Origin of the sequence: Stutzerimonas stutzeri (assembly GCF_018138085.1) — a bacterium.
GTDB classification, from domain to species: domain Bacteria; phylum Pseudomonadota; class Gammaproteobacteria; order Pseudomonadales; family Pseudomonadaceae; genus Stutzerimonas; species Stutzerimonas stutzeri_AI.
The window spans coordinates 148,333-170,456 of record NZ_CP073105.1; the positions used below are offsets into that span (position 1 = coordinate 148,333).

Below are 22,124 nucleotides of genomic sequence, written 5' to 3' on the forward strand. Positions count from 1 at the left end.
TCGGGCTCCCTTAACCGTTGGTGCGCACGACCTGGCCGTCGCGGCACATCAGGCACGCGGCGACGATGTCGTCTTCAAGATTGAGCTGGAACTTGGCTTCGCCATCGATCACCAGCTTGAGGAAGTCCAGCAGGTTGCGTGCGTATAGCGCGGATGCATCCGCCGGCACGAGGGTCGCCAGGTTGGTGTAGCCAACCAGTGTCACGCCGTGCTTGACCACCACCTGATCGGCTTCGGTCAATGGACAGTTGCCGCCCTGCGAGGCGGCGAGGTCGATCACCACCGAGCCGGGCTTCATCTGCTGCACGGTTTCTTCCTGCAGCAGCGTCGGCGCCTTGCGGCCCGGAATCAGCGCGGTGGTGATGATGATGTCGGCCTGCTTGGCACGTTCGTGCACGGCCTGCCCCTGGCGCGCCATCCAGCTGGCCGGCATTGGCCGCGCATAGCCGCCGACGCCTTCGGCGCATTCGCGCTCTTCGTCGGTCTCGAACGGCACGTCGACGAACTTGGCGCCGAGCGACTCGATCTGCTCCTTCACTGCCGGTCGCACATCCGAGGCCTCGATCACCGCGCCCAGGCGCTTAGCCGTGGCGATGGCCTGCAGACCGGCAACGCCCGCGCCGAGGATCAGCACCCGTGCGGCTTTCACCGTACCGGCGGCGGTCATCAGCATCGGCATGAAGCGCGGGTACTGGTTGGCAGCGACCATCACCGCCTTGTAACCGGCGATGTTGGCCTGCGAGGAGAGCACGTCGAGGCTCTGCGCGCGCGAGGTGCGCGGCGCCGCTTCGAGAGCGAAGGCGGTGATGCCGCGTTCGGCCATGCGTGCGATGTTTTCATTGTCGAAGGGATTGAGCATGCCGACCAGAACCGTACCGGGCTGCATCTGCGCCAGTTCGGTTTCGTTCGGTGCGTTCACCTTCAGCAGGATCTCTGCTGCGAACGCCGCAGCGGCATCGGCGATGGTGGCGCCAGCCGCTTCGAAGGCACTGTCCGGAATACTGGCCTGTACGCCAGCTCCGCTCTGCACCGTCACCCGATGCCCTTGCCCGATCAGCTTCTTGATGGTTTCCGGTGTCGCGGCAACGCGCGTTTCACCGGGCCTGGTTTCGAGAGGAACACCAATGTGCATTGTTCTTGTTCTCCTGCTTGATCGTAACCAGCGGCGGTACCGGTCGACCGGTTGTGAACCGCTGGTGTTGTATTCGCCCGGCCACTGCGGTGGTGATCGGGTGTGGATCGGCTAACGGCCCCTGCACTCGGTAGAGCCTGCAGGCAGGCTGTGGGAACGCGGCTACGCTCGTTCATGCTGCGTTGAAACACCCGAACATTTGCAGCGCGTAGGCTGCTGTCTCGCGTATTTCGGATCGCTGCGCTCGAGCCCGGAGTAGCCTGCGGCCTCTACTCCTGGTTTTTGCGCCAGCCTGAACTCGCCTCGTTACGTTTCCTACAGCCTGACCGGCGCGGCATTTTGCAATCGCCTGGATAATCAAACAACTGTTTTAATCAGAACGAGCGGGTGGCGCTTCGTTCACGTAATGACTATTCGGTTGCGCTGCATGGCTGCAAACAGCGCGGGTATTGGCTTAGACGTTCGTCTAAGGTTCCATACCAGGTTATGCGCGGCGCAATCATGAATGACGGACCATAGACGGTGTACTCGTCGTCGGGCTTGTCTGTATGCGACCTTGGTGCCGGTCGGCGCGTCGAATGCTGAAAAAAACGGGCGAAAGCCTGCAATGTCATGCCTTGCTCGTAGTCCAAAGCCCTTGGTTGTGCAGGCGTCGGGACTGCCGACGGACTTCGATTGCATTATTGGTGAGAAATTCACATGGCCGAACTGGACGTCAACGAAATGACCACCTTGCTGGAAGATCCGGTCCAGCGGCGTTTGCCGTTCGCCTTTGCGCGCCGCCATGGCGTGATCCTGCTGGATCGTCCCGAAGGCCTGCGTCTGTGTGCACGCGAAGGTGCATCGTTGACCGCGCTGCAGGAGGCGCAGCGCATCGCGGGCGGTCCGCTGGCGATGCAGTGGCTGGCGCAGGATGAATTCGAGCAGGCCCTGAGCGCGGCCTACCAGCATGATTCCTCGGCCGCGATGCTGATGGTCGAGGGGCTCGGTAACGACATGGACCTGCACAGCCTGGCCGACCAGATCCAGGAAACCGAGGACCTGCTGGAGCAGGAAGACGATGCGCCGATCATCCGCCTGATCAACGCCATCCTCGGCGAAGCGATCAAGGAAAACGCCTCGGACATCCATGTCGAAACCTTCGAGAAGCGCTTGGTGATCCGTTTCCGCATCGACGGCATCCTGCGCGAAGTGGTGCAGCCCAAGCGTGAGCTGGCCGCATTGCTGGTGTCGCGGATCAAGGTCATGGCGCGGCTGGATATCGCCGAGAAGCGCATCCCGCAGGACGGCCGTATTTCCCTGCGCGTCGGCGGTCGCGAGGTGGATATCCGTGTCTCGACGCTGCCTTCTGCCAACGGCGAGCGGGTGGTGCTGCGCCTGCTGGACAAGCAGGCTGGCCGTCTGACCCTGCGCCATCTGGGCATGAGCGAGCGCGACCGCAAGGTGATGGAGCAGGCGGTACAGAAGCCGCACGGCATCATCCTCGTCACCGGCCCGACCGGCTCGGGCAAGACCACCACGCTGTACGCCAGCCTGGTCACGCTCAACGACCGCACGCGCAACATCCTCACCGTCGAGGATCCGATCGAATACAACCTCGAAGGCATCGGCCAGACCCAGGTCAACACCAAGGTCGACATGACCTTCGCCCGCGGTCTGCGCGCCATCCTGCGGCAGGACCCGGACGTGGTGATGGTCGGCGAGATCCGCGACCAGGAGACCGCCGATATGGCGGTGCAGGCGTCGCTGACCGGCCACCTGGTGCTGTCGACGCTGCACACCAACAGCGCCATCGGTGCTGTCACACGCTTGGTGGACATGGGCGTCGAGCCTTTCCTGATCTCGTCTTCGCTGCTCGGCGTGCTGGCCCAGCGCCTCGTGCGCGTGCTGTGTAATGACTGCAAACGCGCCTACGTTGCCGACGAGGCCGAATGCGCGCTGTTCGGCCTCGACCCGAGCGAGGCGCCGACGCTGTATCACGCCGAGGGTTGCGACGTCTGCCGGCAACTGGGTTATCGGGGCCGCACCGGCATCTACGAGCTGGTGATGTTCGACGACACCCTGCGCAGCATGATCCATACCCGTGCACCCGAGCAGGACATGCTCCGTCACGCGCGCCGGCTGGGGCCGAGCATTCGCGAAGACGGTCTGCGCAAGGTGCGCGAAGGCGTGACCACCATCGAAGAAGTGCTGCGCGTGACGCGGGAGGAGTAGGGGTGAAGGATTCGTTTTGTTTCACCGAAAGGCTCGCGGTCAAGACCGCTCCCACGGGTACGGGGTATCTCCATGGGCTGCATGTTGGCCGTCAAGCCAGTGGCACGCCATGGCCCGATCTACGCATGATGTCGAGGACAACTCCCTGTGGAAGCGGTCTCGACCGCGAGCTTCTACGCGTAACGCGGGACGAGTAGGAATGATGGATTTGCTTGGTCTCACCGAAAAGCTCGTGGTCAAAACCGCTCCCACGGGTACGGGGTATCGCCATGGGCTGCGCGTTGGCCGTCCAGCCGGTAGCACCGCCATGGCCCGATCTACGCATGATGTCGAGGACAACTCCCTGTGGGAGCGGTCTCGACCGCGAGCGTTTGACTCGCTAAGAGCTGCGCCTCGCGATGAGCAGGCACCGGTTCTCCGTGGGAGCGGTCTCGACCGCGAATGGCTCGGTTGCCCCGGCGAAGCTTCGATCTGATGGCGGCGTTCGAGTACATTGCCCTTGACCCACGAGGGCGCGAACAGAAGGGCCTGATCGAAGCGGACAGCGCGCGGCAGGCGCGCCAACTGTTGCGCGAGAAGCAATGGTCACCGCTGGAGGTCAAGCAGGCCAAGGCCAAGGAAGACAGTGGTGGCGGCGGCTTTGCCTTCGGTCGTGGGCTCTCGGCGCGTGATCTGGCGCTGGTGACGCGTCAACTGGCGACGCTGGTGCAGGCGGCGCTGCCGATCGAGGAGGCCCTGCGCGCCGCGGCGGCACAGACCAGCTCGCAGAAGATCAAGTCGATGCTGCTGGCCGTTCGCGCGCGAGTGCTGGAGGGTCACAGCCTGGCCGGCGCGCTGCGCGAATATCCGTCGGCCTTTCCCGAGCTGTATCGCGCCACCGTGGCGGCGGGCGAGCATGCCGGCCACCTCGGCCTGGTGCTCGACCAGTTGGCCGATTACACCGACCAGCGCCAGCAGTCGCGGCAAAAGATCCAGCTCGCCTTGCTGTATCCGGTGATTCTGCTGGTGGCCTCGCTGGCCATCGTATCCTTGTTGCTGGGCTACGTGGTGCCGGACGTGGTCAAGGTATTCGTCAACACCGGCCAGCCCCTGCCCGCGCTGACCACCGGGCTGATCGCGGTCAGCGAGGTGGTGCAGCGCTGGGGCTGGCTGATGCTGTTGGGAGCCGTCGCGCTGGTGCTCGCCATGCGCCAGGCGCTGCGGGACGAGCAGATCAGGCGCCGTTGGCATGCGTTCATCCTGCGCATTCCACTGGTGGGCCGGCTGGCACGGGCGACCAATACCGCGCGCTTCGCCTCGACCCTGGCGATCCTCACCCGCAGCGGCGTACCGCTGGTGGATGCGCTGGGCATCGCTGCCGCCGTGATCGCCAACCTGCGCATTCGCGACCGTGTGATCGAGGCAGCGCAGCGCGTGCGTGAAGGCGGTAGCCTGACCCGCGCGCTGGACGCCACCGGCGAATTCCCGCCGATGATGCTGCACATGATCGCCAGCGGCGAGAAGTCCGGCGAGCTGGATCAGATGCTGGCGCGCACCGCGCGCAATCAGGAGAACGATCTGGCCGCGCAGATCTCGCTGATGGTGGGACTTTTCGAACCCTTCATGCTGGTGTTCATGGGGGCTGTGGTATTGGTGATCGTCCTGGCGATCCTGCTGCCGATTCTTTCTCTCAATCAACTGGTGGGCTAGTGAGCATGACGTTGAACGAACGCAAACAGGGGGGCTTCACCCTCATCGAAATCATGGTGGTGGTGGTCATCCTCGGCATTCTTGCCGCGCTGGTGGTGCCGCAGGTGATGAACCGGCCGGATCAGGCCAAGGTGACCGTGGCCAAGGGCGACATCAAGGCCATCGGTGCGGCCCTGGACATGTACAAGCTGGACAACTACTCCTACCCCAGCACCCAGCAGGGCCTGGATGCGCTGGTGGAAAAGCCCAGCGGCAATCCACAGCCGAAGAACTGGAACCGCGACGGCTATCTCAAGCGCGTACCCAAGGACCCCTGGGGCAACGAGTACCAGTACCTGTCGCCGGGCACCAAGGGCGGCCAGTACGACCTTTATTCCTACGGCGCCGATGGCAAGCAGGGCGGCTCCGATCTGAACGCGGACATCGGTAACTGGGATCTCTGATCCATGCCTCGAGCGCGCCGGGAGGGCGGCTTCACGCTGATCGAGCTGATGGTCGTCATCGTCATCCTCGGCAGCCTGGTGGGCCTGGCGGTGCTCTCGATGGGCAACACCAGCTCGTCGCGCGAGCTACGCGACGAAGCGCAGCGACTGGCGACCCTGATCAGCCTGATGGCCGACGAAGCGGTGCTCGACAACCGTGAGTACGGCCTGCTGATCAGCCGCGACGGTTATCGGCTGATGCGCTACGACGAAGCCGATGCGCGCTGGCGCGATGCGGGCAACGACAAGGCGCACCGTGCTCCGGACTGGATGCGCCTGGAACTGCAGCTCGATGGCGCCCCATTGAAACTGGTGGCGCCGGTCAAGCGCGAGGATGATCCCATCGGGCTGTCCGACAAGCGCGACCGTGAACGGCGGCGAGCCCCGCGGGTGCAGCCGCAGCTGTTGATCCTGTCCAGCGGCGAACTGTCGCCGTTCTCCCTGACCTTTATCGATCAACGCCCGGGCGGCAGCCGTTGGGTGGTGTCCAGTGATGGCTTCAGCATGCCGCGGGCCGAGCCGGAGGACGCACGCCGATGAGTCGTGGGCAGCCTCATTCGCGTGGCTTCACCCTGCTGGAAGTGCTGGTCGCGCTGGCGATTTTTGCCATCGTCGCGGCAGTGGTGCTCACTGCCGCCGGGCGCAGCCTGAACAATGCCGGGCGGCTGGAGGCGCTGACCCTGGCCAGCTGGATCGCCGACAATCGCCTCACCGAACTGCAATTGCAGCAGCCAGCCCCGAGCCTTGGCCGGGAGGACCAGGCGATCGAATTCGCTGGGCGCCGCTGGCAGACGCTCAGCGAGGTGGAAACCAGCGGAACGCCAGGCCTGTTGCGCATCCGGGTGTGGGTGGCGGCGGCCGAGCCGCGTCGCGGGCGCGGCGGTCCGATCGAGGAGCGCGCCGTAACCAGCCTGAGCGGCTTCGTCGGGGTACCGCCATGATGCGTCGCGCTCCGTCCGGTTTTACCTTACTTGAGCTTTTGATCGCCATCGCCCTGTTCGCGTTGCTGGGCCTGGCGACCTACCGCATGCTCGAATCGGTGCTGCGCAGCGATGAAGTGGTGCGCGCCCAGGAGATCCAGCTGCGTCAGTTGAGCCGCGCGGTGTGGCGGCTGGAGCAGGATCTGATCCAGGCCGTGCCGCGGCCGGTGCGTGACGGTTACGGCGATGAGCAGAACGCCTTCATCGGCCAACTGGCGGGCGCCGCGGGCGGGGCCTCGCTGGAGCTGACCCGCAGCGGCTGGCGCAACCCCACCGGCATGCGTCGCGCCAACCTGCAGCGTGTGCGCTGGCAGCTCGCCGGCGACACGCTGGAGCGGCTCTACTGGGTGGTTCTGGACCGAGACCTGGACAGCGAGCCGCGGGTGCAGAAGGTGCTGGACGATGTGTCGGCGCTTCGCATTCGCTATCTGGATGCGAATGGCAGCTGGCAGGAGGAATGGCCACCGTTCGAATTCGGCCGTGGTGATCCGGATGAGCAGGCGCGGCGCATGCCGGTAGCGGTCGAGGTGTCCTTCGATCATCAGCGCTACGGCACCATCACGCGTCTGCTGCGCCTTCCCGACGGCCCGGCTCCGGCGGCGCAGTTCGTTCAGCCCGATTCGCAAGGCGTGCCCGAGCCGGACGGTGAAGGAGAAATGCAGTGAAGCGCCAGCGCGGTGTCGCGCTGATCACGGTTTTGCTGGTGGTGGCCATCGTCACGGTGGTCTGTGCCGGCATGATCGCGCGCCAGCAGTTGTCGATTCGCGGCACCGCCAATCAAGTACAGGCACGCCAGGCCTGGCACTACGCGTTGGGCGGCGAGGCGCTGGCGCAATCGATCCTGCGGCGCGACCTGCGAGCATCCGGCAATGGCAGCGGGCAACCCGCCGTCGATCATCTGCTCGAGCCCTGGGCGTTGCCGCAGCCGGCCTATGATCTGGACGAAGGCCAAGGTCAGGTGCAGATCCGCATCGAGGATCTGGCCGGGCGCTTCAACCTCAACAGCCTGGTGCGGCAGCAACAGCCGAACGCGGCGGCACTGGCGCAGTTCCGCCGCTTGCTGTTGCGCCTGCAGATCAACGAGCCCTATGCCGAGCGACTGCTCGATTGGCTGGACAGCGACCAGCAGCCAAGCGGCGAGCTGGGCGCCGAAGACAACGCCTATCTGCTGCTGGATCCGCCTTATCGCACCGCCGGGCGCCGGCTGGACGATCTCTCCGAGCTGCGTCTGTTGCTGGACATGCGCGACGAGGATTTCCAGCGTCTGGCACCCTATGTCACTGCGCTGCCGGCCGACACGCCACTGAACGTCAACACCGCCAGCGCCATGGTCCTGTCGAGCCTGGCCGATAGCGTGACCCCGGGCATCGCCGAGGTCATGGTCAAGGCCCGGCAAGCCGCGCCGTTTCGCGATACGGCCAGTTTCATGGCGCAACCGGCGCTTGGTGGTGTCCAACTGCAAGGCGCCAACATCGCCGTGACCAGTCAATTCTTCCAGGCCACCAGCGAGGTGCGCCTGGGTGACCGCCGACTGGCTCTGGTGAGCCGGCTGCGGCGCGAGGAGAACGGCGATGTCCGGGTCCTTCAGCGCAACCTGGGGCAGCCGCCACGGCTGCCTCGTCAAACCACCGATGGAGAACGATAGCCGATGGACTGCCTGTTTCTGCCTGCCGATTGCGGCACCCGACTCGGTGCCGACTCCCAGGTCTACTGGTTACCGGGCGAGGGCGACGGCGGCTGGATGTCGCTGGCCAGCTGCGCCGAGCAGGCCCCGGCAGCGGTGACCCTGGTGCTGCCGGCCGAGGTTTGCAGCGCCGTGGCGGTCAATCTGCCGACTCGCAAGGCGCGCTGGATCAGCCAGGCGCTGGCCTATGCGGTAGAAGAGCTGTTGGCCGAGAACGTCGACAACCTGCACCTGACCCACGGCGATGCACTGGACGACGGCCGGAGGCGAGTCATTGCCGTGCGCCGACAGCTGCTGGCCGATTGGCTGGCCGACCTGCAGGCGCAGGGGCTGACCATCGTCGCCATCCACGTAGACGCCGACCTGTTGCCCCGCGACGGGACGCAGCTGATGGTCATCGGCGCGCGCGCCTTGCTGGGCGGCGCTCAGGAGGCGCGGCTGGCCTTCGACCTCCAGCAGTGGCCGCATCTGGCCGGCCAATGCCCGTCGCCCCGCCACGGACATGGCACCCCGGACGAAGCACCGCCGCTGCTTGACGATTATCAGCCGGTCGATGATCCCTATCGCTTTCTCGCCGCCGGGCGCGCTGCGGCGCTGAATCTGGCTCAGGGCGACTTCGCGGTGAAGGCTGCCGGCAGTGGGCTGGGCCGGTGGAAGCCGGCGCTGGTAGTGCTCGCGCTGGTGCTGGCGGTGCAACTGATCTTCAACCTGGTCCAGGCCTGGTCGCTGGAACGTCAGGCCGAACGGTACTCGCAGTCCAGCCGTGCGCTGTACAGCGAGCTGTTCCCCGAAGACCGGCGCATCGTCAACCTGCGTGCGCAGTTCGATGAGCACATCGGCCAGCGGGCCGGAGGGCCTTCGGGCTTCATGCGCCTGCTCGACGAGGTGGCGCTGGCCATGACCGAAGGGGTTGCGGTGACCATCAGTCAGCTCGATTACAACCAAGCGCGCGGCGACCTTGCCTTGCAGGTCCGTGCCAGCGACTTCGCAACGCTCGAACAGTTGCGTCAACGTCTGGGCGAAACCGCCGAGAACGTTCAGCTGGGCTCGGCCAGCCGTGACGGCGACGCGGTCAGCGCGCGCGTGGTAGTCGGAGGTCGGGGATGAATCTGAGACAGCAAATGCAGGTGCGTTTGACCGAATCCCCGCTGTGGTTGCGCTGGCAGCGCCTGCAACCGCGCGAGCGGCTGTCCTTGACCCTGCTCGGAGCGTTCCTGCTGGTGGTGCTGTTCTACCTGCTGCTCTGGCAACCGGCGCAGCAGCGCGTACGCCAGGCCCGCGCGGACTTCCAGCAGGAGCGGCAGTTGTACGGCTATCTGGAGCAGAACACCGAACTGGCGCGGCAGATGTCGCGCAGCCAGCCGGTTTCACTGGCGCCCGAGCAACTTCAGGGGCTGGTGACCCAGAGCGCGCAGCAGCGGGGACTGGTCATCGAAAGCTTCGACATCGGCAACGACGGCAGTCTCCAGGTGGCATTGCCCGGCGCGTCGTACGCTGCCCTGCTGCGCTGGTTCGAGGAGTTGCAGACGGCGGGCGCGAGCCTCGCCGAGGTCAGCATCAGCCGGGTCGGTGAAGGCGTGGTGGACGCCCGGGTGAGTTTCCGCGCCGGCAGCTGAGTGCGGCTGCAGGGAGGTTGGTCAGCCCGACCAGGCGTCAAGTCCGCAGCCGAGCCAGAGCAACCGTTGGAATCGCTGGACGAGCCGGAGCCGGCAGTTCAGGACCGAGGCGAGGTTGCCGACTCCGGGCCGAGCGCCGGCCCGGAGGTTGCAGCCGACTCAGGTCGCAGGGTGAATCTGCATCGCCAGGGCACGTAGCGCCGCTTCGGCGTCGAGCACCTTGTTGACCACATCGTTGGCCTTGTCCCGACTCAGTCCGAGGCGATCGAACAGCTCATCGGGAATCTCGCCGTAGGGGCCGTCACCGATGCCACGGTTGCGTAGCAGGCGTACCGCCAGGCAGACCAGGTTGGCATGTCCGGCATGCTCGCCCTGGTAGTACGGATCGTTCTGGAAACGCAGCGCGGTAGACAGTTCGTCGGGCATGCCCCAGTAGCGCATCAGCCAGGCGCCGATCTGCTCGCGGGTGATGCCCAGCAGGTGCTGTTCGATGACGCTGTGGCTCAGGTGCGGGTTGATTTCCAGGTGCCGGCAGATCAGCGAGAAGTGCGGCGGAAAGACGTGGGCGAGGACCAGATAGCCGAAGTTGTGCAGCAGTCCGGCCAGATAGCTCAGGCCGGCCTCGGGCCGCTGGGTGCGCGGGATGGCCCGGTTCAGCCCCTCGATCACCGCTGCGGTGTAGATCGCCTGCTGCCAGTAGGGGGTGGCCTGTTGCGGCTGGTCCTTGGGCAGGCTCAGGGTCTTGCCCAGGGCCAGGCCCAGCGCCAGGTTGATCACCAGATCGAAGCCGAGCACCCGCACGATGGCGTCCTCGACCGAGCGGATCTTGCCGGGCGCGGCGTAGTAGGGGGAGGCCGCCCAACTGACGACCTGCGCGGCCAGGGCGGGGTCGGTCTCCACCACGCCGGTGATGTCGTCCACCGTGGCGTCGGGATCGACGCGCAGCTTGATGATCTTCTGCGCCGTCTGCGCCAGCGGCGGGATCTCGATGGTTTCTTCCAGGCGCTTCTGGATACGCCTGGCGGTGAAGCTCTGCACCGCCAGGGTGATCTGTTCGCTGTCCTGTTCGGGACGGTCGAGGTTGGGCTTGATCTGGCTCAGCGGCACGGCGAAGCGTCCGGCGCTGGCCTTGCTCAACAACAGCTTGAAGTCGTTGCTCGCCATGGCCAGCAGCACGCCCGGCTGCCCGGACTCGATGAGCAGCTCCGGTTGTTGCAGCAGGCGCTCTTCATACAGGCACGGTGAACTGGTCAAGGGCGGCAGGCCGGGCAGCTCCTTCAGGTCGTGCTTGGTCAGCATGCGCATCAGTCGCTCGGGCTTGACGGCGATCAGCTGGCGTCCGGTGAGCTCCACCAGGCTCGGCAGGTCGAGCAGGTGGTCGCGGGGATAGAGCACCAGCAGCGCGCCGATGGCATCGTCGACCAGCACCGCTTGCACGCGCCGGGAAGGATCATAGTCCGGGCGGTCCTCGCAGATGCGGTAGGGCAGCGCCAGCTTGTCCAGCAATTGGACGATCATTGGCGGGAGCGTGATGTTGTGGTTGCTGCTGGCGGCCGTATTCATGAGCGTTGTCCGTCTTATTCCCAATCGGCGCAGTATAGCCTTATGGTTATTGTGGTTTGCGTTTGTCGACGAGCGTCAGACCTGACCGTATTGCTGTCCATGGCGCAACCAGCGCTCCAACAATGGGCTGACATGCTGCGGCCAATGTGCCAGAAGCGCCTGGGCGGCGTCACGCACCGCCGGCAGCAGGTCCGCGTCGCGCATCAGGTCGGCGACCTTGAATTGCAGCAGCCCGGTCTGTCGGGTACCGAGCATTTCGCCGGGACCGCGCAGTTCCAGATCCTTCTCGGCGATGATGAAGCCATCGCAGGTTTCGCGCATGATAGCCAGCCGTTCGCGACCGATCTGCGACAACGGCGGATGGTAGAGCAGCACGCAATGGCTGGCGGCACTGCCCCGGCCGACCCGCCCGCGCAGTTGATGCAGCTGGGCGAGCCCCAGGCGCTCGGGGTTTTCGATGATCATCAGGCTGGCGTTGGGCACGTCGACGCCGACCTCGATCACCGTGGTGGCGACCAGCAGCTGCAACCGTCCTTCCTTGAATTCAGCCATCACCGCAGCCTTCTCGGCCGGTTTCATGCGGCCATGGATCAGCCCGACATGGAGCCCGCCGAGCGCCGCCGACAGATCCTCGAAGGTGGTCTCGGCAGCCTGGCAGGTGAGCTCCTCGGACTCCTCGATCAGGGTGCAGACCCAGTAGGCCTGACGGCCTTCGTTGCAGGCCGAACGCACTCGCTCGATGACCTCCAGGCGGCGGCTGTCGGCCACCAGCACGGTGTTTACCGGGGTGCGACCAGGCGGCAGCTCGTCGAGGATCGAGGTGTCCAGGTCGGCGTAGGCGCTCATCGCCAGGGTCCGTGGGATCGGCGTGGCGGTCATGATCAGCTGGTGCGGGCAGAGCCGGCCGTCGACACCCTTGCGTCGCAGTGCCAGGCGTTGCTGCACGCCGAAGCGGTGCTGCTCGTCGATGATCACCAGCGCCAGCCGGCGGAACTGCACCTCGTCCTGGAACAGCGCATGCGTGCCCACCACCATCGGGCAGCCCGCCGCGATACGCTCCAGCGCCGCGGTGCGCGCCTTGCCCTTGAGCTTGCCGGCCAGCCAGGCAACTTCGATGCCCAGCGGCTCCAGCCATTTGCAGAAGGTGATGAAGTGCTGCTCGGCGAGAATCTCGGTGGGTGCCATCAGCGCCACCTGATAGCCGGCTTCCAGCGCCTGCAAGGCGGCGAGGGCGGCGACCACCGTCTTGCCGGCGCCGACGTCGCCCTGCACCAGCCGCAGCATGGGCTCGTCCTGGGCCAGGTCATAGGCGATTTCGGCGCCAACCCGCTGCTGCGCGCCGGTGGGCTGGAAACCGAGGTTCTGCAGATAGCGCTGCGGCAGCTCGCGCGCCGCTGGCAGCGGCGGCGCGTGCTGCGCGCGGCTGCTCTCGCGCAGGCGTTGCATCGACAGTTGGTGAGTCAGCAACTCCTCGAACGCCAGCCGGTGCTGCGCCCAGTGGCGGCCTTCGGCGAGCTCTTCCAGATCGGCATCCGGCGGTGGCCGATGCAGGTAGCGGATCGCTTCGTCCAGCTTGGCCAGCCGATAGTCGCGGGTCAGCTCGTCGGGGAGCCAGTCGGGCAGGCTGTGCGGGCCGAGCCGCGCCAGCGCCTGAGCGGTCAGCTGGCGCAGACGCTGCTGGGTCAGGCCTTCGGTGGTCGGGTAGATCGGTGTCAGCGTCTGCTCGACGGCAACCGGCTCGCTGTCGGTCAGGGCGCGGTATTCGGGGTGGTAGATCTCAAGACCTGAGGCGCCCGGCCTGGCCTCGCCATAGCAGCGCACCTGGGTACCGCGCTTGAGGGCTTCCTTCTGCGCCTGGCTGAAGTGATAGAAGCGCAGGCTGAGGCTGCCGCTACCGTCATGCAGGCGCACCAGCAGGCTGCGCCGCCGGCCCATGACGATATCGGCACCGGTCACCGTGCCTTCGACCACCGCGTCCTGGCCCGGACGCAGCGCACCGATCGGCACGATGCGGGTGCGGTCCTGATAGCGCAACGGCAGGTGGAACAGCAGGTCCTGGAGGGTTTCCAGGCCGACCTTGGCCAGCTTTTCGGCCAGCGCGGCGCCGACGCCCTTGATTGCGGTAACCGGCACCGCCGCCAGTTCGCTCATCGGCTCAGGCGTTCGCCGCCGCGGGTTTGGCGACCGAGCACAGGCGGATGGAGTCGGCCAGCACCTCGATGGCCTTCGGCCGCGGGAAGCTGGCGCGCCAGGCGATCGCCACGGTGCGGAACGGCACCGGCGCGGTCATCGGGCGAATGTCCAGCACGCCCGGGGAGTAGTGATGGCTATCGACCGCCGACAGCGGCAGGATCGACACGCCGAGGCCGGAGGCGACCATGTGGCGGATGGTCTCCAGCGACGACGACTCCACCGTGGTGTGGCTGGGCGCCTCGCCCTTGCGGGTGGTCGGGCAGGCTTCGAGCACCTGATCACGGAAGCAGTGGCCTTCGCCGAGCAGCAGCAGGCTCTTGTCGTTGAGCATTTCCGCGTCGATGGTTTGCTTTTTCGACCAGGGATGGTTGGCTGGCATCAGCACGTAGAACGGCTCGTCATACAGCGGCAAGGTCAGCACGTCGGCTTCCTGGAACGGCAGCGCGATGATGATCGCGTCCAGCTCGCCGGTGCGCAGCTTGTCACGCAGGATGTGGGTGAAATTCTCTTCGATATACAGCGGCATGTCCGGCGCCACGCGATGCAGCTGCGGGATCAGGTGCGGGAACATGTAGGGGCCGACGGTATAGATGGCACCGACCTTCAGCGGCGAGGCCAGCTGGTTCTTGCCGGCCTGGGCCAGTTCACGAATGCTCTGCGCCTGCTCCAGCACCTTCTGCGCCTGGGTGACGATGCCCTCGCCCACCGGGGTCAGCCGTACTGCGCTCTTGGTCCGCTCGAAGATCAGCACGCCAAGCTCGTCCTCGAGCTTCTTCACCCCGACCGACAAGGTGGGCTGGCTGACGTGGCAACGTTCGGCGGCGCGGCCGAAGTGAGATTCCTGGGCGAGCGTAACGATGTAGCGCAGTTCGGTCAGTGTCATAGCGTTATTCCATCAGAGTGCCGGCTAGCATAGCCTTTGCTCGTGTTCGAACCAACTGGCTGCCAGCCGTTCCTTCAAAGCTGATCGGCGGCCGATTCGCGGCAGCGTTACACTTCATCCACGCGGGCCGAATCGGTGGCCCGCACGGTTATGGAGCAACCGCCATGGCAACTCGACCTTCGGTAATGATCGCCGGCTGCGGCGACGTGGGTATTCGTCTCGGATTGCAACTCAGCCGGGCGGGCTGGACGGTCTATGGCCTGCGCCGCCAGGCGGCGGACTTGCCGGTACCCATCTTGCCGGTCAAGGGCGACCTGTCGGCCCCGGAGGTGCCGCGCAGCTGGCCCAACGGCACGCTGGATTACCTGGTCTATGCCGCTTCGGCCAGCCAACATGACGAGCCGGGATACCGGTCGGCCTATGTCGACGGCCTGCGCAACGTGCTCGGCTGGCTGCAACAGCGCGGCCAGCGGCCCAAACGGCTTCTGTTCGTGTCCAGCACGGGTGTCTATGCGCAGAACGACGGAGGCTGGATCGACGAAACATCGCCCACCGAGCCCGCCGGCTACACCGGCCGGGTGATGCTCGAGGCCGAGCAGCTGGCGCTGGACAGCGGGATTCCGGCCACCCGGGTGCGCATGGCGGGTTTGTACGATCCGGCCCGGCCGTGGATGCAGAATCAGGTGCGCGCCGGCCTGCGGGTCGACCGTGAGCCCCCGCAGTACAGCAACCGAATCCATCGTGACGACGCCGCGGCGCTGTTGGCCTGCCTGCTACAGACCGATCACGCCGGTGGTGACCTGGAAGATTGCTACCTGGGTGTCGACGATGACCCGGCGCCGCTGCATGAGGTCGTCGACTGGCTGCGCGAGCGCCTCGGTGTGACCCAGTGGGCCGAGCAGAGCATGACCCGTCGCGCCGGCAGCAAGCGCTGCCGCAACACCCGGGCGCGGGCGCTGGGTTGGGTGCCGAAATACGCCAGCTATCGTAACGGCTACGCCGGTATCCGCCCGGGCAAGGGCTAATAGTTTTGCATCGCGTCGGAGTCGGCTTGGGCGCGCTGTACGACATCCAAACCGCGCCCGCCCCTTTCCGCGAGCACGCTCGCTCGCGTCAGCTTTTTGCAGGACCGGGCTGCTTCGCCACGGTGCTTTCGTGGGAGCGGTCTCGACCGCGAATGAAGTGAGACACGGATGACGGGTTCGTTTTTATTCAAGCGATATCGGGCCGCGAGGCCTACTTAGTCAGGCGTTGACGCTCGCGGGGTGGCCACCCAATTCGCGGTCGAGACCGCTCCCACAGGTCCGGTGTGGTTCGACCTCGAAGCAGCACTGCGAAGCCCCTTCGCGATCTCATGATGCCAACCCGCAGACGACAGCCCGTCGGCAATCCGCCGGATTCGCGGTCATTTCCCGCAACTCTGCCGCCATCGTGCTTACTAATACTCTGATAGCACGCACGCCACACACCCTGCCGCGTGGCAGCAGTGGGTCAGGAGCAACTGCCGCAGCGCGGCGAAGACATCAGGAAGAACCACCACGGCGGCGTTTTCGAACACCGAAGCAGGAGATTTTTCCCCATGAGAGCCCTTCGCTGGCACGGTAAGCACGACATCCGCTGTGACAACCACGTCCCTGATCCAACGATCGAAGATCCCCGTGACGCCATCATCAAAGTGTCGTCCTGCGCCATCTGCGGCTCCGACCTGCACCTCTACGACGGTTTCATGCCCGGCATGCAGCACGGCGACATCATGGGCCACGAGTTCATGGGCGAGGTCATGGAAGTCGGCTCGGCGAACAAGAAGCTCAAGGTCGGCGACCGCGTGGTGGTGCCCTTCACCATCGTCTGCGGCGAGTGCGATCAGTGCCGCCGGGGCAACTTCTCCGTGTGCGAGCGCACCAACCGCAACAAGGACGTGGCCGACAAGGTCTTCGGCCACACCACCGCCGGCCTGTATGGCTACACCCACCTGACCGGCGGTTACGCCGGCGGCCAGGCCGAGTTCGTTCGTGTGCCCTATGCCGATGTCGGCCCGGTCGTGATCCCCGACGGGATGACCGACGAGCAGGTGCTGTTTCTCGGTGACATCCTGCCCACCGGCTGGCAGGCCGCAGCGCAATGCGACATCCAGCCCACCGACACCGTGGCCGTGTGGGGCGCGGGGCCGGTCGGCCAGTTCGCCATTCGCAGCGCGCTGATGATGGGTGCCGAGCAGGTCATCTGCATCGATCATGTGCCCGAGCGGCTGTCCATGGCCCGCGCCGGCGGCGCCATCACCATCAACTTCGATGAGGAGAGCGTGCTCGAGCGTCTGAAGGAACTGACCCGCGGCAAGGGGCCGGACAAGTGCATCGACTCGGTGGGCATGGAGGCGCATGCGGCGCGCTCGGTGGATTCCATGTACGACCGCGCCAAGCAGGCGCTGATGATGGAAACCGACCGGCCCCACGTGCTGCGCGAGATGATCTACGTCTGCCGGCCGGGCGGCATCATTTCGATTCCTGGCGTCTATGGCGGCCTGATCGACAAGATCCCGTTCGGCGCGGCGATGAACAAGGCGCTGACCTTCCGCATGGGCCAGACCCACGTCAACCGCTGGACCGATGATCTGCTCAAGCGGATTCAGGAAGGCCAGATCGATCCCTCCTTCGTCATCACCCACAGCGTCAGCCTCGAGCAGGGTCCGGAGATGTACAAGACCTTCCGAGACAAGCATGACGGCTGCATCAAGGTCGTTCTCAAACCCTGAGCCAGACCCTGTGCAAACGGCTGCGCTCGGCTGATCGCCTTGCCTGAGTTTCGCTTGCGATGTTTTCACAGGGCCCGATAGCGCCGTCTCGCGACGTGAGGCGGCTCCTGAGGAGGTATTCCCATGAGCGTTCCACATCGTGTTACCCGTACCAACCATTCAGCCCGCACGCTGGCCCGTGGCCTCGGCTGGTTCAGCATCGGGCTGGGGCTGGCCGAAGTGCTGATGCCGGGCAAGCTGGCGCGGTTTCTCGGCGTGCCCGGCAACGAAGGGCTGATCCGCGCCTGCGGGGCGCGGGAGATTGCCACCGGCGTTGGCCTGCTGCTTACCGACGATCCCAAGCCCTGGATTTACGGGCGTATCGGTGGCGACGCGCTGGACCTCGTCGGCCTGGGCCTGAGCATCGAGAATGGCACCGAACAGGTCAACGCGGCCATCGCCGCGGGCGCTGTGGCTGGCATCACCGCGCTGGATATTTCCTGTGCCAAGGGCCTGGCGAGCGAAAGCCAACTGGTGACCGAGTGGGATTACAGCGATCGTAGCGGCTTTCCGCAGGGCACCGATGCCATGCGAGGACGGGTCGAAGCGGAGTTCGCGGCAGGGCGCGCCGAGCCGAATGGGTATAGTTCGTCGATGCTGTTGCATTGAGGCTGAGGGTTGACGGTTGAGGGAACCATCGCCGCTTGGGATGGGCGCTCGATACCGGTGGCCCATTGCGTAATAGCGCGGCTTCGCTGAAAAACTCGCGGTCAAGACCGCTCCCACAAAAGCGATGCCGCGCGCACAGCCTCACCCGCAAGCACCAGCCCTCAGTAGGAGCGGTCTCGACCGTAAGAGTGCCAGCACTAACCCCTGTGGGAGCGGTCTTGACCGCGAATGGCTCGATTGCTTCGGGGGAGTACTCAGGTGCGGGCCCGTCAATGGATACAGTCCGTCGACGCTGTTGCATTGAGCAGAGGCCTATGGGTTGGAGGATCGCCGCGTGCCTGAATGGACCTCTGATGTGGATGACTGAATTACCTGATAGCGCCGTTTCGCTGAAAAACTCGCGGTCAAGACCGCTCCCACAAGAGCGATGCCGCGCGCACGGCCTCACCTGCAAGCACCAGCCCTTTGTAGGAGCGGTCTCGACCGCGAAGAGTGCCGGCACTAACCCCTGTGGGAGCGGTCTTGACCGTGAAAGAGAGCAGCATCAACCCCCGTAGGAGCGGTCTCGATTGCGATTGAGGGCAAGCACAGTCAGTAGGATGGGCGAAGCCCATCGCCCTCCAAGGCGAAACCGCGCTATCAATCAGCTCGATTCCGCTTGAGCAAATCCAAGAGCACCCTGACGAGCCCACAACCCGCGAAGATCCATTTCTTGCTAAGGTCTGCAACCGGTCCGTTCCGGCCACTGCCTTCCCCGCACCGCCAGCCTACTGGCGGCCAACCTGCCGCTGAGAGTCCATGTCCGCCGTCGTCAATGTCGTTCTGCCGGTCTTTGCGCTGATCTTCCTGGGCTACCTGTGTCGCCGCACCGGGCGCATGGGCCCGACCGGGGCCTCCGAGCTGAACCGGTTCGTGGTCTGGCTGGGGTTGCCGGCGCTGCTGTTCAGCGTCGTCGCCAATTCTACCTGGCAGCAGCTTTGGCAGCCGGGCTTTATCACCGCGTTCTCGGTGGGCTGCCTCGGCGTCTTCGGCTTCACGCTCGGTTATCGACTGTGGCAGAGGCAGCTTTTGGCCGACGCCAGCCTCGATGCGCTCGGCGCGTCCTACGCCAATACCGGTTATATCGGCATTCCGTTGTGCATGCTGGTGCTCGGTGACGAAGCGCTGCAGCCGGCAATGGTGGCCTCGATCATCGTGGTGTGTGTGCTGTTCGCCATCGCGCTGGCCTGCGTGGAAACCGGATTGCACGCCGGGCAGGGCTTCAGCCGGACGCTGCGCAAGGTCAGCGTCGCGCTGCTGCGTAACCCGCTGGTGGTAGCGCCGATGCTGGGTGGGTTGTGGGCGGCGGGCGGACTGGAACTGCCGGTGCCGTTGGCGACGTTGCTGAAGTTGCTCGGCGCGGCGGCTGCGCCCTGTGCGTTGGTGTCGCTGGGGTTGTTCCTTGCGCAGCCGCAGCCGGGCGGCAAGATCGGCGGCGTATGGCCGTTGGTCACGCTGAAGCTGGTGGTCCAGCCGCTGATCACCTGGTTCCTGGCGTTCCAGGTCTTCGAGCTGCCGGCGCTGTGGGCTTATTCCGCGCTGTTGCTGAGCGCGCTGCCCACCGGCACCGGGCCTTACATGCTCGCCGAATTCTATGGCCGCGAGGCGTCCCGCGTGTCGCGCGTGGTGCTGCTATCGACGCTCGGCTCTCTGCTCACCCTGTCGGCGTGTCTGGTGCTGTTGCCGGTCTAGATGGGCAGCTCGGGTCGATGGGTTGCACCCATCCTACGGATCTGCTGCCCATATGGAGGTCCTGGTACGCCTGGGCCGGTGGTAGGGTGGATGGCCACCCCGTGGAAAACCGCGAAGCGTTTTCCACTCGGTAATGTTCAGCCCGCCGGACGCGTCACTTCCAACACGACCGCGGCGATCCGGTCGCATTCGGTATAGGCGCCATCGAGCAGTTCCTCACCGAAGACGTCTGGGTCGACTTCACGGTATCGCCATTCCAGCCCGCGGCCTTCGAGGCGTTGTTCGATTTCGCGGTGGAACGGGTCTTGATTGCCGTGCATCGCCACGCCGGTATAGAGCAGCAAAGTGCCGCACGGGGCGAGCCGCTGCAGCGCACTGTCGAAAATCGCCAGGGACAGCCCGGCCCCGAGGGGACCGCCACCATGGCGATATGCACGCTCGTCCGGATCGACCAGGTAGGGTGGGTTGGCCAGGATCAGGTCGAATTCGCCGTCGACGTCATTGAGCAGGTCGCTGTGGCGCGCTTTGAGGTTGTCGGCTCCGGCCAGTGCCGCGTTGATACGGGTCATGCGCAGCGCCGACGGGTTGATGTCCACCGCCAGCACCTCCGCCTGAGGCCGCGCCAATGCCGTCAGGATGGCGCCCGCGCCCGAGCCGCAACCGATGTCCACGGCGCGACCGATATGTCCTTTGTGGTTGTTCAGATGGGCCTGGATGGCGTTGGCGAAGCGATAAGTATCCGGGCCGAAGAACACCGCGTCCGCCGCGTCGGTGGGATAGGCCGAATGCACGAACAACTGACCGTCGAGGCTCGATAGCCGCACCCGGCTGCGCCAGCGCGAATCGCAAGGCGCAAGCACGCCCGCCTGATCCATCAGGCTGAAGATCGAAGAGGGCAGCAGCTCGTGCTGGAAGGACCGGCTCCAACCAAAGACGCCGGCCAGGTCCTTCGCCAGCTGGTTTTCGACCCGGGCGTTGACCCGCTCGTGAGTCAGCGGCGTGGGAGTGATGAAGTGATAGCCGCGCTCGCGTAGCGCCTGCGCCAGCTGCAGCAGTGCGCGGTCCTGGGCTGTTTCAGTGGTCATGTGTTTCGCTTCCCTGGCGAGGTTTCGCCTTCAATTGAAAAGTCCGGTAAAGCGCCGGGTAGCCAACAGGCCGGCGGCGCTGTGGTGGCGACTCGGGGCCAGCAGCGGCAGCAGGTGACGCATGCGTGCCTCGCGGGTCGGCAGTTGCGCCAGTTGCGCTTCCAGCAGTTGGGTTTCCTGGTCGAAGTCGCTCACGACATGATTCTGTTCAGGCGCAGGAGTGGCCTGCGAGGGGGGCTCGTTCACTGCGTGCGGACGCGGGACCGGTGTGGGGCGTGGTCGGCCGCGGGCTGGCGCCTGCTCTGCCAGCCAGTCACCGGCGATCCAGTCATGGATCAGCTGCTGCTCATGGGCGCTGAAGACACCGAACATGGGCCCCTGCTCACCGGTGATCAACTGCCAGAAGCGGCTGAGCTGCGGGTCGGCGTGGCGCTTGATCCAGCCGCGACGCTGCAGGGTCTCGAGGAACTGGCTAATCCGCTCCGGCTCCGCCAGCCACTGGTTGACCGTGTAGCCGTCGAAGCGGCAGTAATCCGAATGCACGAACTGACCGACCCCGGCCTTCTTTTCCAGCACGCGTAGCACTTCCTGCTCCGGATCGAACCCGGCGATCACCGAAACCGTGCTGGCGCCCAGGTCGTTGAGGCGGTAACCGTTCATTACCCGGCGATAGAATTCTTCGCTGTCGCCCACCTGCGGCCAGGCGGCGAGAAGGCCCTGGATGGCCTTTTTCGCGTGGCCGTTGTCGGCGTTGTCGACCGTCACATGCAGGGTGAAGTAATAAGGGTCGATGCCCAGTTCGGTGAGTTCGTAAGCACTGATCAGCAGGTGCAGCGGCAGCTGCTCGTAGCCCAGGTTGAAGCCGATGACTTCCGGCAGGAACTGCTCGGCGTGCTCGGCCAAGGCCAGCTGGATCGCGCCCTGGACGAAGTTGTCGTCGTCCAGGCTCTGCCAGTCGTCGCACCCCTGGCTGGCGAGCAGCTTGCGGTACAGCACCACATGGTTCTTCTCCGGCTGCCCTTCGCCGAGCTCCTCCAGGTAAGTCTGGATCAGCGCGGTGAAACGCGCGTCGTCCCAGTGATGCAGCAGGCCATAGAGCCAGGCGCCGTCGACCAGCTTGGTCGGCGCCACGCCGCGCAGGAAATGCAGCGCGTGGGCCTTGCTGATGAAATAGCGACGCGGGGCGCCGGCACGGCGGGCATCGAGATAGCCCTGGTACTCGCCACCGACCCTGGCGACATGGGAGTCCAGCCATTCGTCGAGGCCGGACGGCTGCTGCGGAAGATCGCAGGGCAGGCGGGCGGCGATCTCCAGCTGAGTGGTCAGGTATTCGGCCGCCTGGCTACGGACCTCCTCGCGCTCGGGCGTGTCCAGCAGGGCGAAGTAAAGCGACCTGGCGGACGCGGCCGTCTCGATGCTAACGGGAACGGCGGTTACGGGCAGGCTTCGGGTCAATTGCATACATTCACACG

At 65.5% G+C, this 22,124-nt stretch carries 19 protein-coding genes; 13 read left to right on the forward strand and 6 right to left on the reverse strand.

Translation table 11 applies throughout. The features are described 5' to 3' along the window. Positions 1 to 10: 10 nt before the first annotated feature. The gene (locus KCX70_RS00720; protein ID WP_212618979.1) at positions 11 to 1,132 is read right to left on the reverse strand and encodes a Re/Si-specific NAD(P)(+) transhydrogenase subunit alpha; all 1,122 of its coding nucleotides are present in this window, start codon (positions 1,130 to 1,132) and stop codon (positions 11 to 13) included. Between the two features lie 699 nt (positions 1,133 to 1,831). Between KCX70_RS00720 and gspE the strand changes: the two genes are divergently transcribed. From gspE to KCX70_RS00765, 9 genes are all read left to right on the forward strand, one after another. After that, positions 1,832 to 3,346: a type II secretion system ATPase GspE gene (gene gspE / locus KCX70_RS00725; RefSeq protein WP_021209087.1), complete on the forward strand. Its 1,515-nt coding sequence runs from the start codon at positions 1,832 to 1,834 to the stop codon at positions 3,344 to 3,346. 474 nt (positions 3,347 to 3,820) lie between these two features. Next, positions 3,821 to 5,035, forward strand: coding sequence for a GspF family T2SS innner membrane protein variant XcpS (gene xcpS / locus KCX70_RS00730; RefSeq protein WP_031311151.1), 1,215 nt, complete (start codon positions 3,821 to 3,823; stop codon positions 5,033 to 5,035). Between the two features lie 5 nt (positions 5,036 to 5,040). Next, positions 5,041 to 5,478, forward strand: a complete 438-nt coding sequence (gene gspG, locus KCX70_RS00735) for a type II secretion system major pseudopilin GspG (RefSeq protein WP_031311150.1) — start codon at positions 5,041 to 5,043, stop codon at positions 5,476 to 5,478. A 3-nt stretch (positions 5,479 to 5,481) separates the two neighbouring features. Then, on the forward strand, positions 5,482 to 6,057 hold the full coding sequence (gene gspH, locus KCX70_RS00740; protein WP_212618980.1) for a type II secretion system minor pseudopilin GspH: 576 nt from the start codon (positions 5,482 to 5,484) through the stop codon (positions 6,055 to 6,057). Continuing rightward, complete coding sequence (gene gspI, locus KCX70_RS00745) at positions 6,054 to 6,458, forward strand: type II secretion system minor pseudopilin GspI (RefSeq protein WP_102851830.1); 405 nt, start codon at positions 6,054 to 6,056, stop codon at positions 6,456 to 6,458. The genes gspH and gspI overlap by 4 nt, the downstream gene beginning before the upstream one ends. Beyond that, positions 6,455 to 7,162 carry a type II secretion system minor pseudopilin GspJ gene (gene gspJ / locus KCX70_RS00750; protein ID WP_021209082.1) on the forward strand — a complete coding sequence of 236 codons (708 nt, stop codon included), beginning with the start codon at positions 6,455 to 6,457 and terminating at the stop codon, positions 7,160 to 7,162. The genes gspI and gspJ overlap by 4 nt, the downstream gene beginning before the upstream one ends. Then, a complete protein-coding gene (gene gspK / locus KCX70_RS00755) occupies positions 7,159 to 8,142 on the forward strand; it encodes a type II secretion system minor pseudopilin GspK (RefSeq protein ID WP_212618981.1) in 984 nt (327 codons plus the stop codon). The genes gspJ and gspK overlap by 4 nt, the downstream gene beginning before the upstream one ends. A gap of 3 nt (positions 8,143 to 8,145) precedes the next feature. Then, the gene (gspL, locus tag KCX70_RS00760) at positions 8,146 to 9,288 is read left to right on the forward strand and encodes a type II secretion system protein GspL (RefSeq protein WP_212618982.1); all 1,143 of its coding nucleotides are present in this window, start codon (positions 8,146 to 8,148) and stop codon (positions 9,286 to 9,288) included. Further along, entirely contained in the window at positions 9,285 to 9,797 is a 513-nt protein-coding gene (locus KCX70_RS00765) for a type II secretion system protein M (protein WP_212618983.1), read from the forward strand. Before gspL ends, KCX70_RS00765 begins: the two co-directional genes overlap by 4 nt. A 159-nt stretch (positions 9,798 to 9,956) precedes the next feature. On the opposite strand, the gene KCX70_RS00770 is transcribed toward KCX70_RS00765, so the two are convergent. The 3 genes from KCX70_RS00770 to KCX70_RS00780 form a co-directional block, all read right to left on the reverse strand. Then, a complete protein-coding gene (locus tag KCX70_RS00770) occupies positions 9,957 to 11,360 on the reverse strand; it encodes an aminoacyl-tRNA deacylase and HDOD domain-containing protein (RefSeq protein ID WP_102846298.1) in 1,404 nt (467 codons plus the stop codon). 75 nt (positions 11,361 to 11,435) lie between these two features. Next, positions 11,436 to 13,511, reverse strand: a complete 2,076-nt coding sequence (gene recG / locus KCX70_RS00775; RefSeq protein ID WP_021209077.1) for an ATP-dependent DNA helicase RecG — start codon at positions 13,509 to 13,511, stop codon at positions 11,436 to 11,438. Positions 13,512 to 13,515: 4 nt separating this feature from the next. Further along, a complete protein-coding gene (locus KCX70_RS00780; RefSeq protein ID WP_021209076.1) occupies positions 13,516 to 14,436 on the reverse strand; it encodes a hydrogen peroxide-inducible genes activator in 921 nt (306 codons plus the stop codon). 164 nt (positions 14,437 to 14,600) lie between these two features. On the opposite strand from KCX70_RS00780, the gene KCX70_RS00785 reads away from it, so the two are divergent. The 4 genes from KCX70_RS00785 to KCX70_RS00800 all read left to right on the forward strand — a co-directional run bounded on the left by KCX70_RS00785 (position 14,601) and on the right by KCX70_RS00800 (position 19,567). Further along, positions 14,601 to 15,461, forward strand: coding sequence for an NAD(P)H-binding protein (locus KCX70_RS00785; protein WP_212618984.1), 861 nt, complete (start codon positions 14,601 to 14,603; stop codon positions 15,459 to 15,461). A gap of 554 nt (positions 15,462 to 16,015) precedes the next feature. After that, on the forward strand, positions 16,016 to 17,188 hold the full coding sequence (locus KCX70_RS00790; RefSeq protein ID WP_021209074.1) for a zinc-dependent alcohol dehydrogenase: 1,173 nt from the start codon (positions 16,016 to 16,018) through the stop codon (positions 17,186 to 17,188). Positions 17,189 to 17,311: 123 nt separating this feature from the next. After that, a complete protein-coding gene (locus KCX70_RS00795) occupies positions 17,312 to 17,836 on the forward strand; it encodes a hypothetical protein (RefSeq protein ID WP_021209073.1) in 525 nt (174 codons plus the stop codon). 798 nt (positions 17,837 to 18,634) lie between these two features. Next, positions 18,635 to 19,567 (forward strand): AEC family transporter, encoded by a 933-nt coding sequence (locus KCX70_RS00800; protein ID WP_212618985.1) that lies wholly within the window; start codon positions 18,635 to 18,637, stop codon positions 19,565 to 19,567. A gap of 137 nt (positions 19,568 to 19,704) precedes the next feature. On the opposite strand, the gene KCX70_RS00805 is transcribed toward KCX70_RS00800, so the two are convergent. Further along, on the reverse strand, positions 19,705 to 20,652 hold the full coding sequence (locus tag KCX70_RS00805; protein WP_212618986.1) for a methyltransferase: 948 nt from the start codon (positions 20,650 to 20,652) through the stop codon (positions 19,705 to 19,707). A gap of 30 nt (positions 20,653 to 20,682) precedes the next feature. Beyond that, positions 20,683 to 22,113: an iron-containing redox enzyme family protein gene (locus KCX70_RS00810; protein ID WP_212618987.1), complete on the reverse strand. Its 1,431-nt coding sequence runs from the start codon at positions 22,111 to 22,113 to the stop codon at positions 20,683 to 20,685. Positions 22,114 to 22,124: the final 11 nt, after the last annotated feature.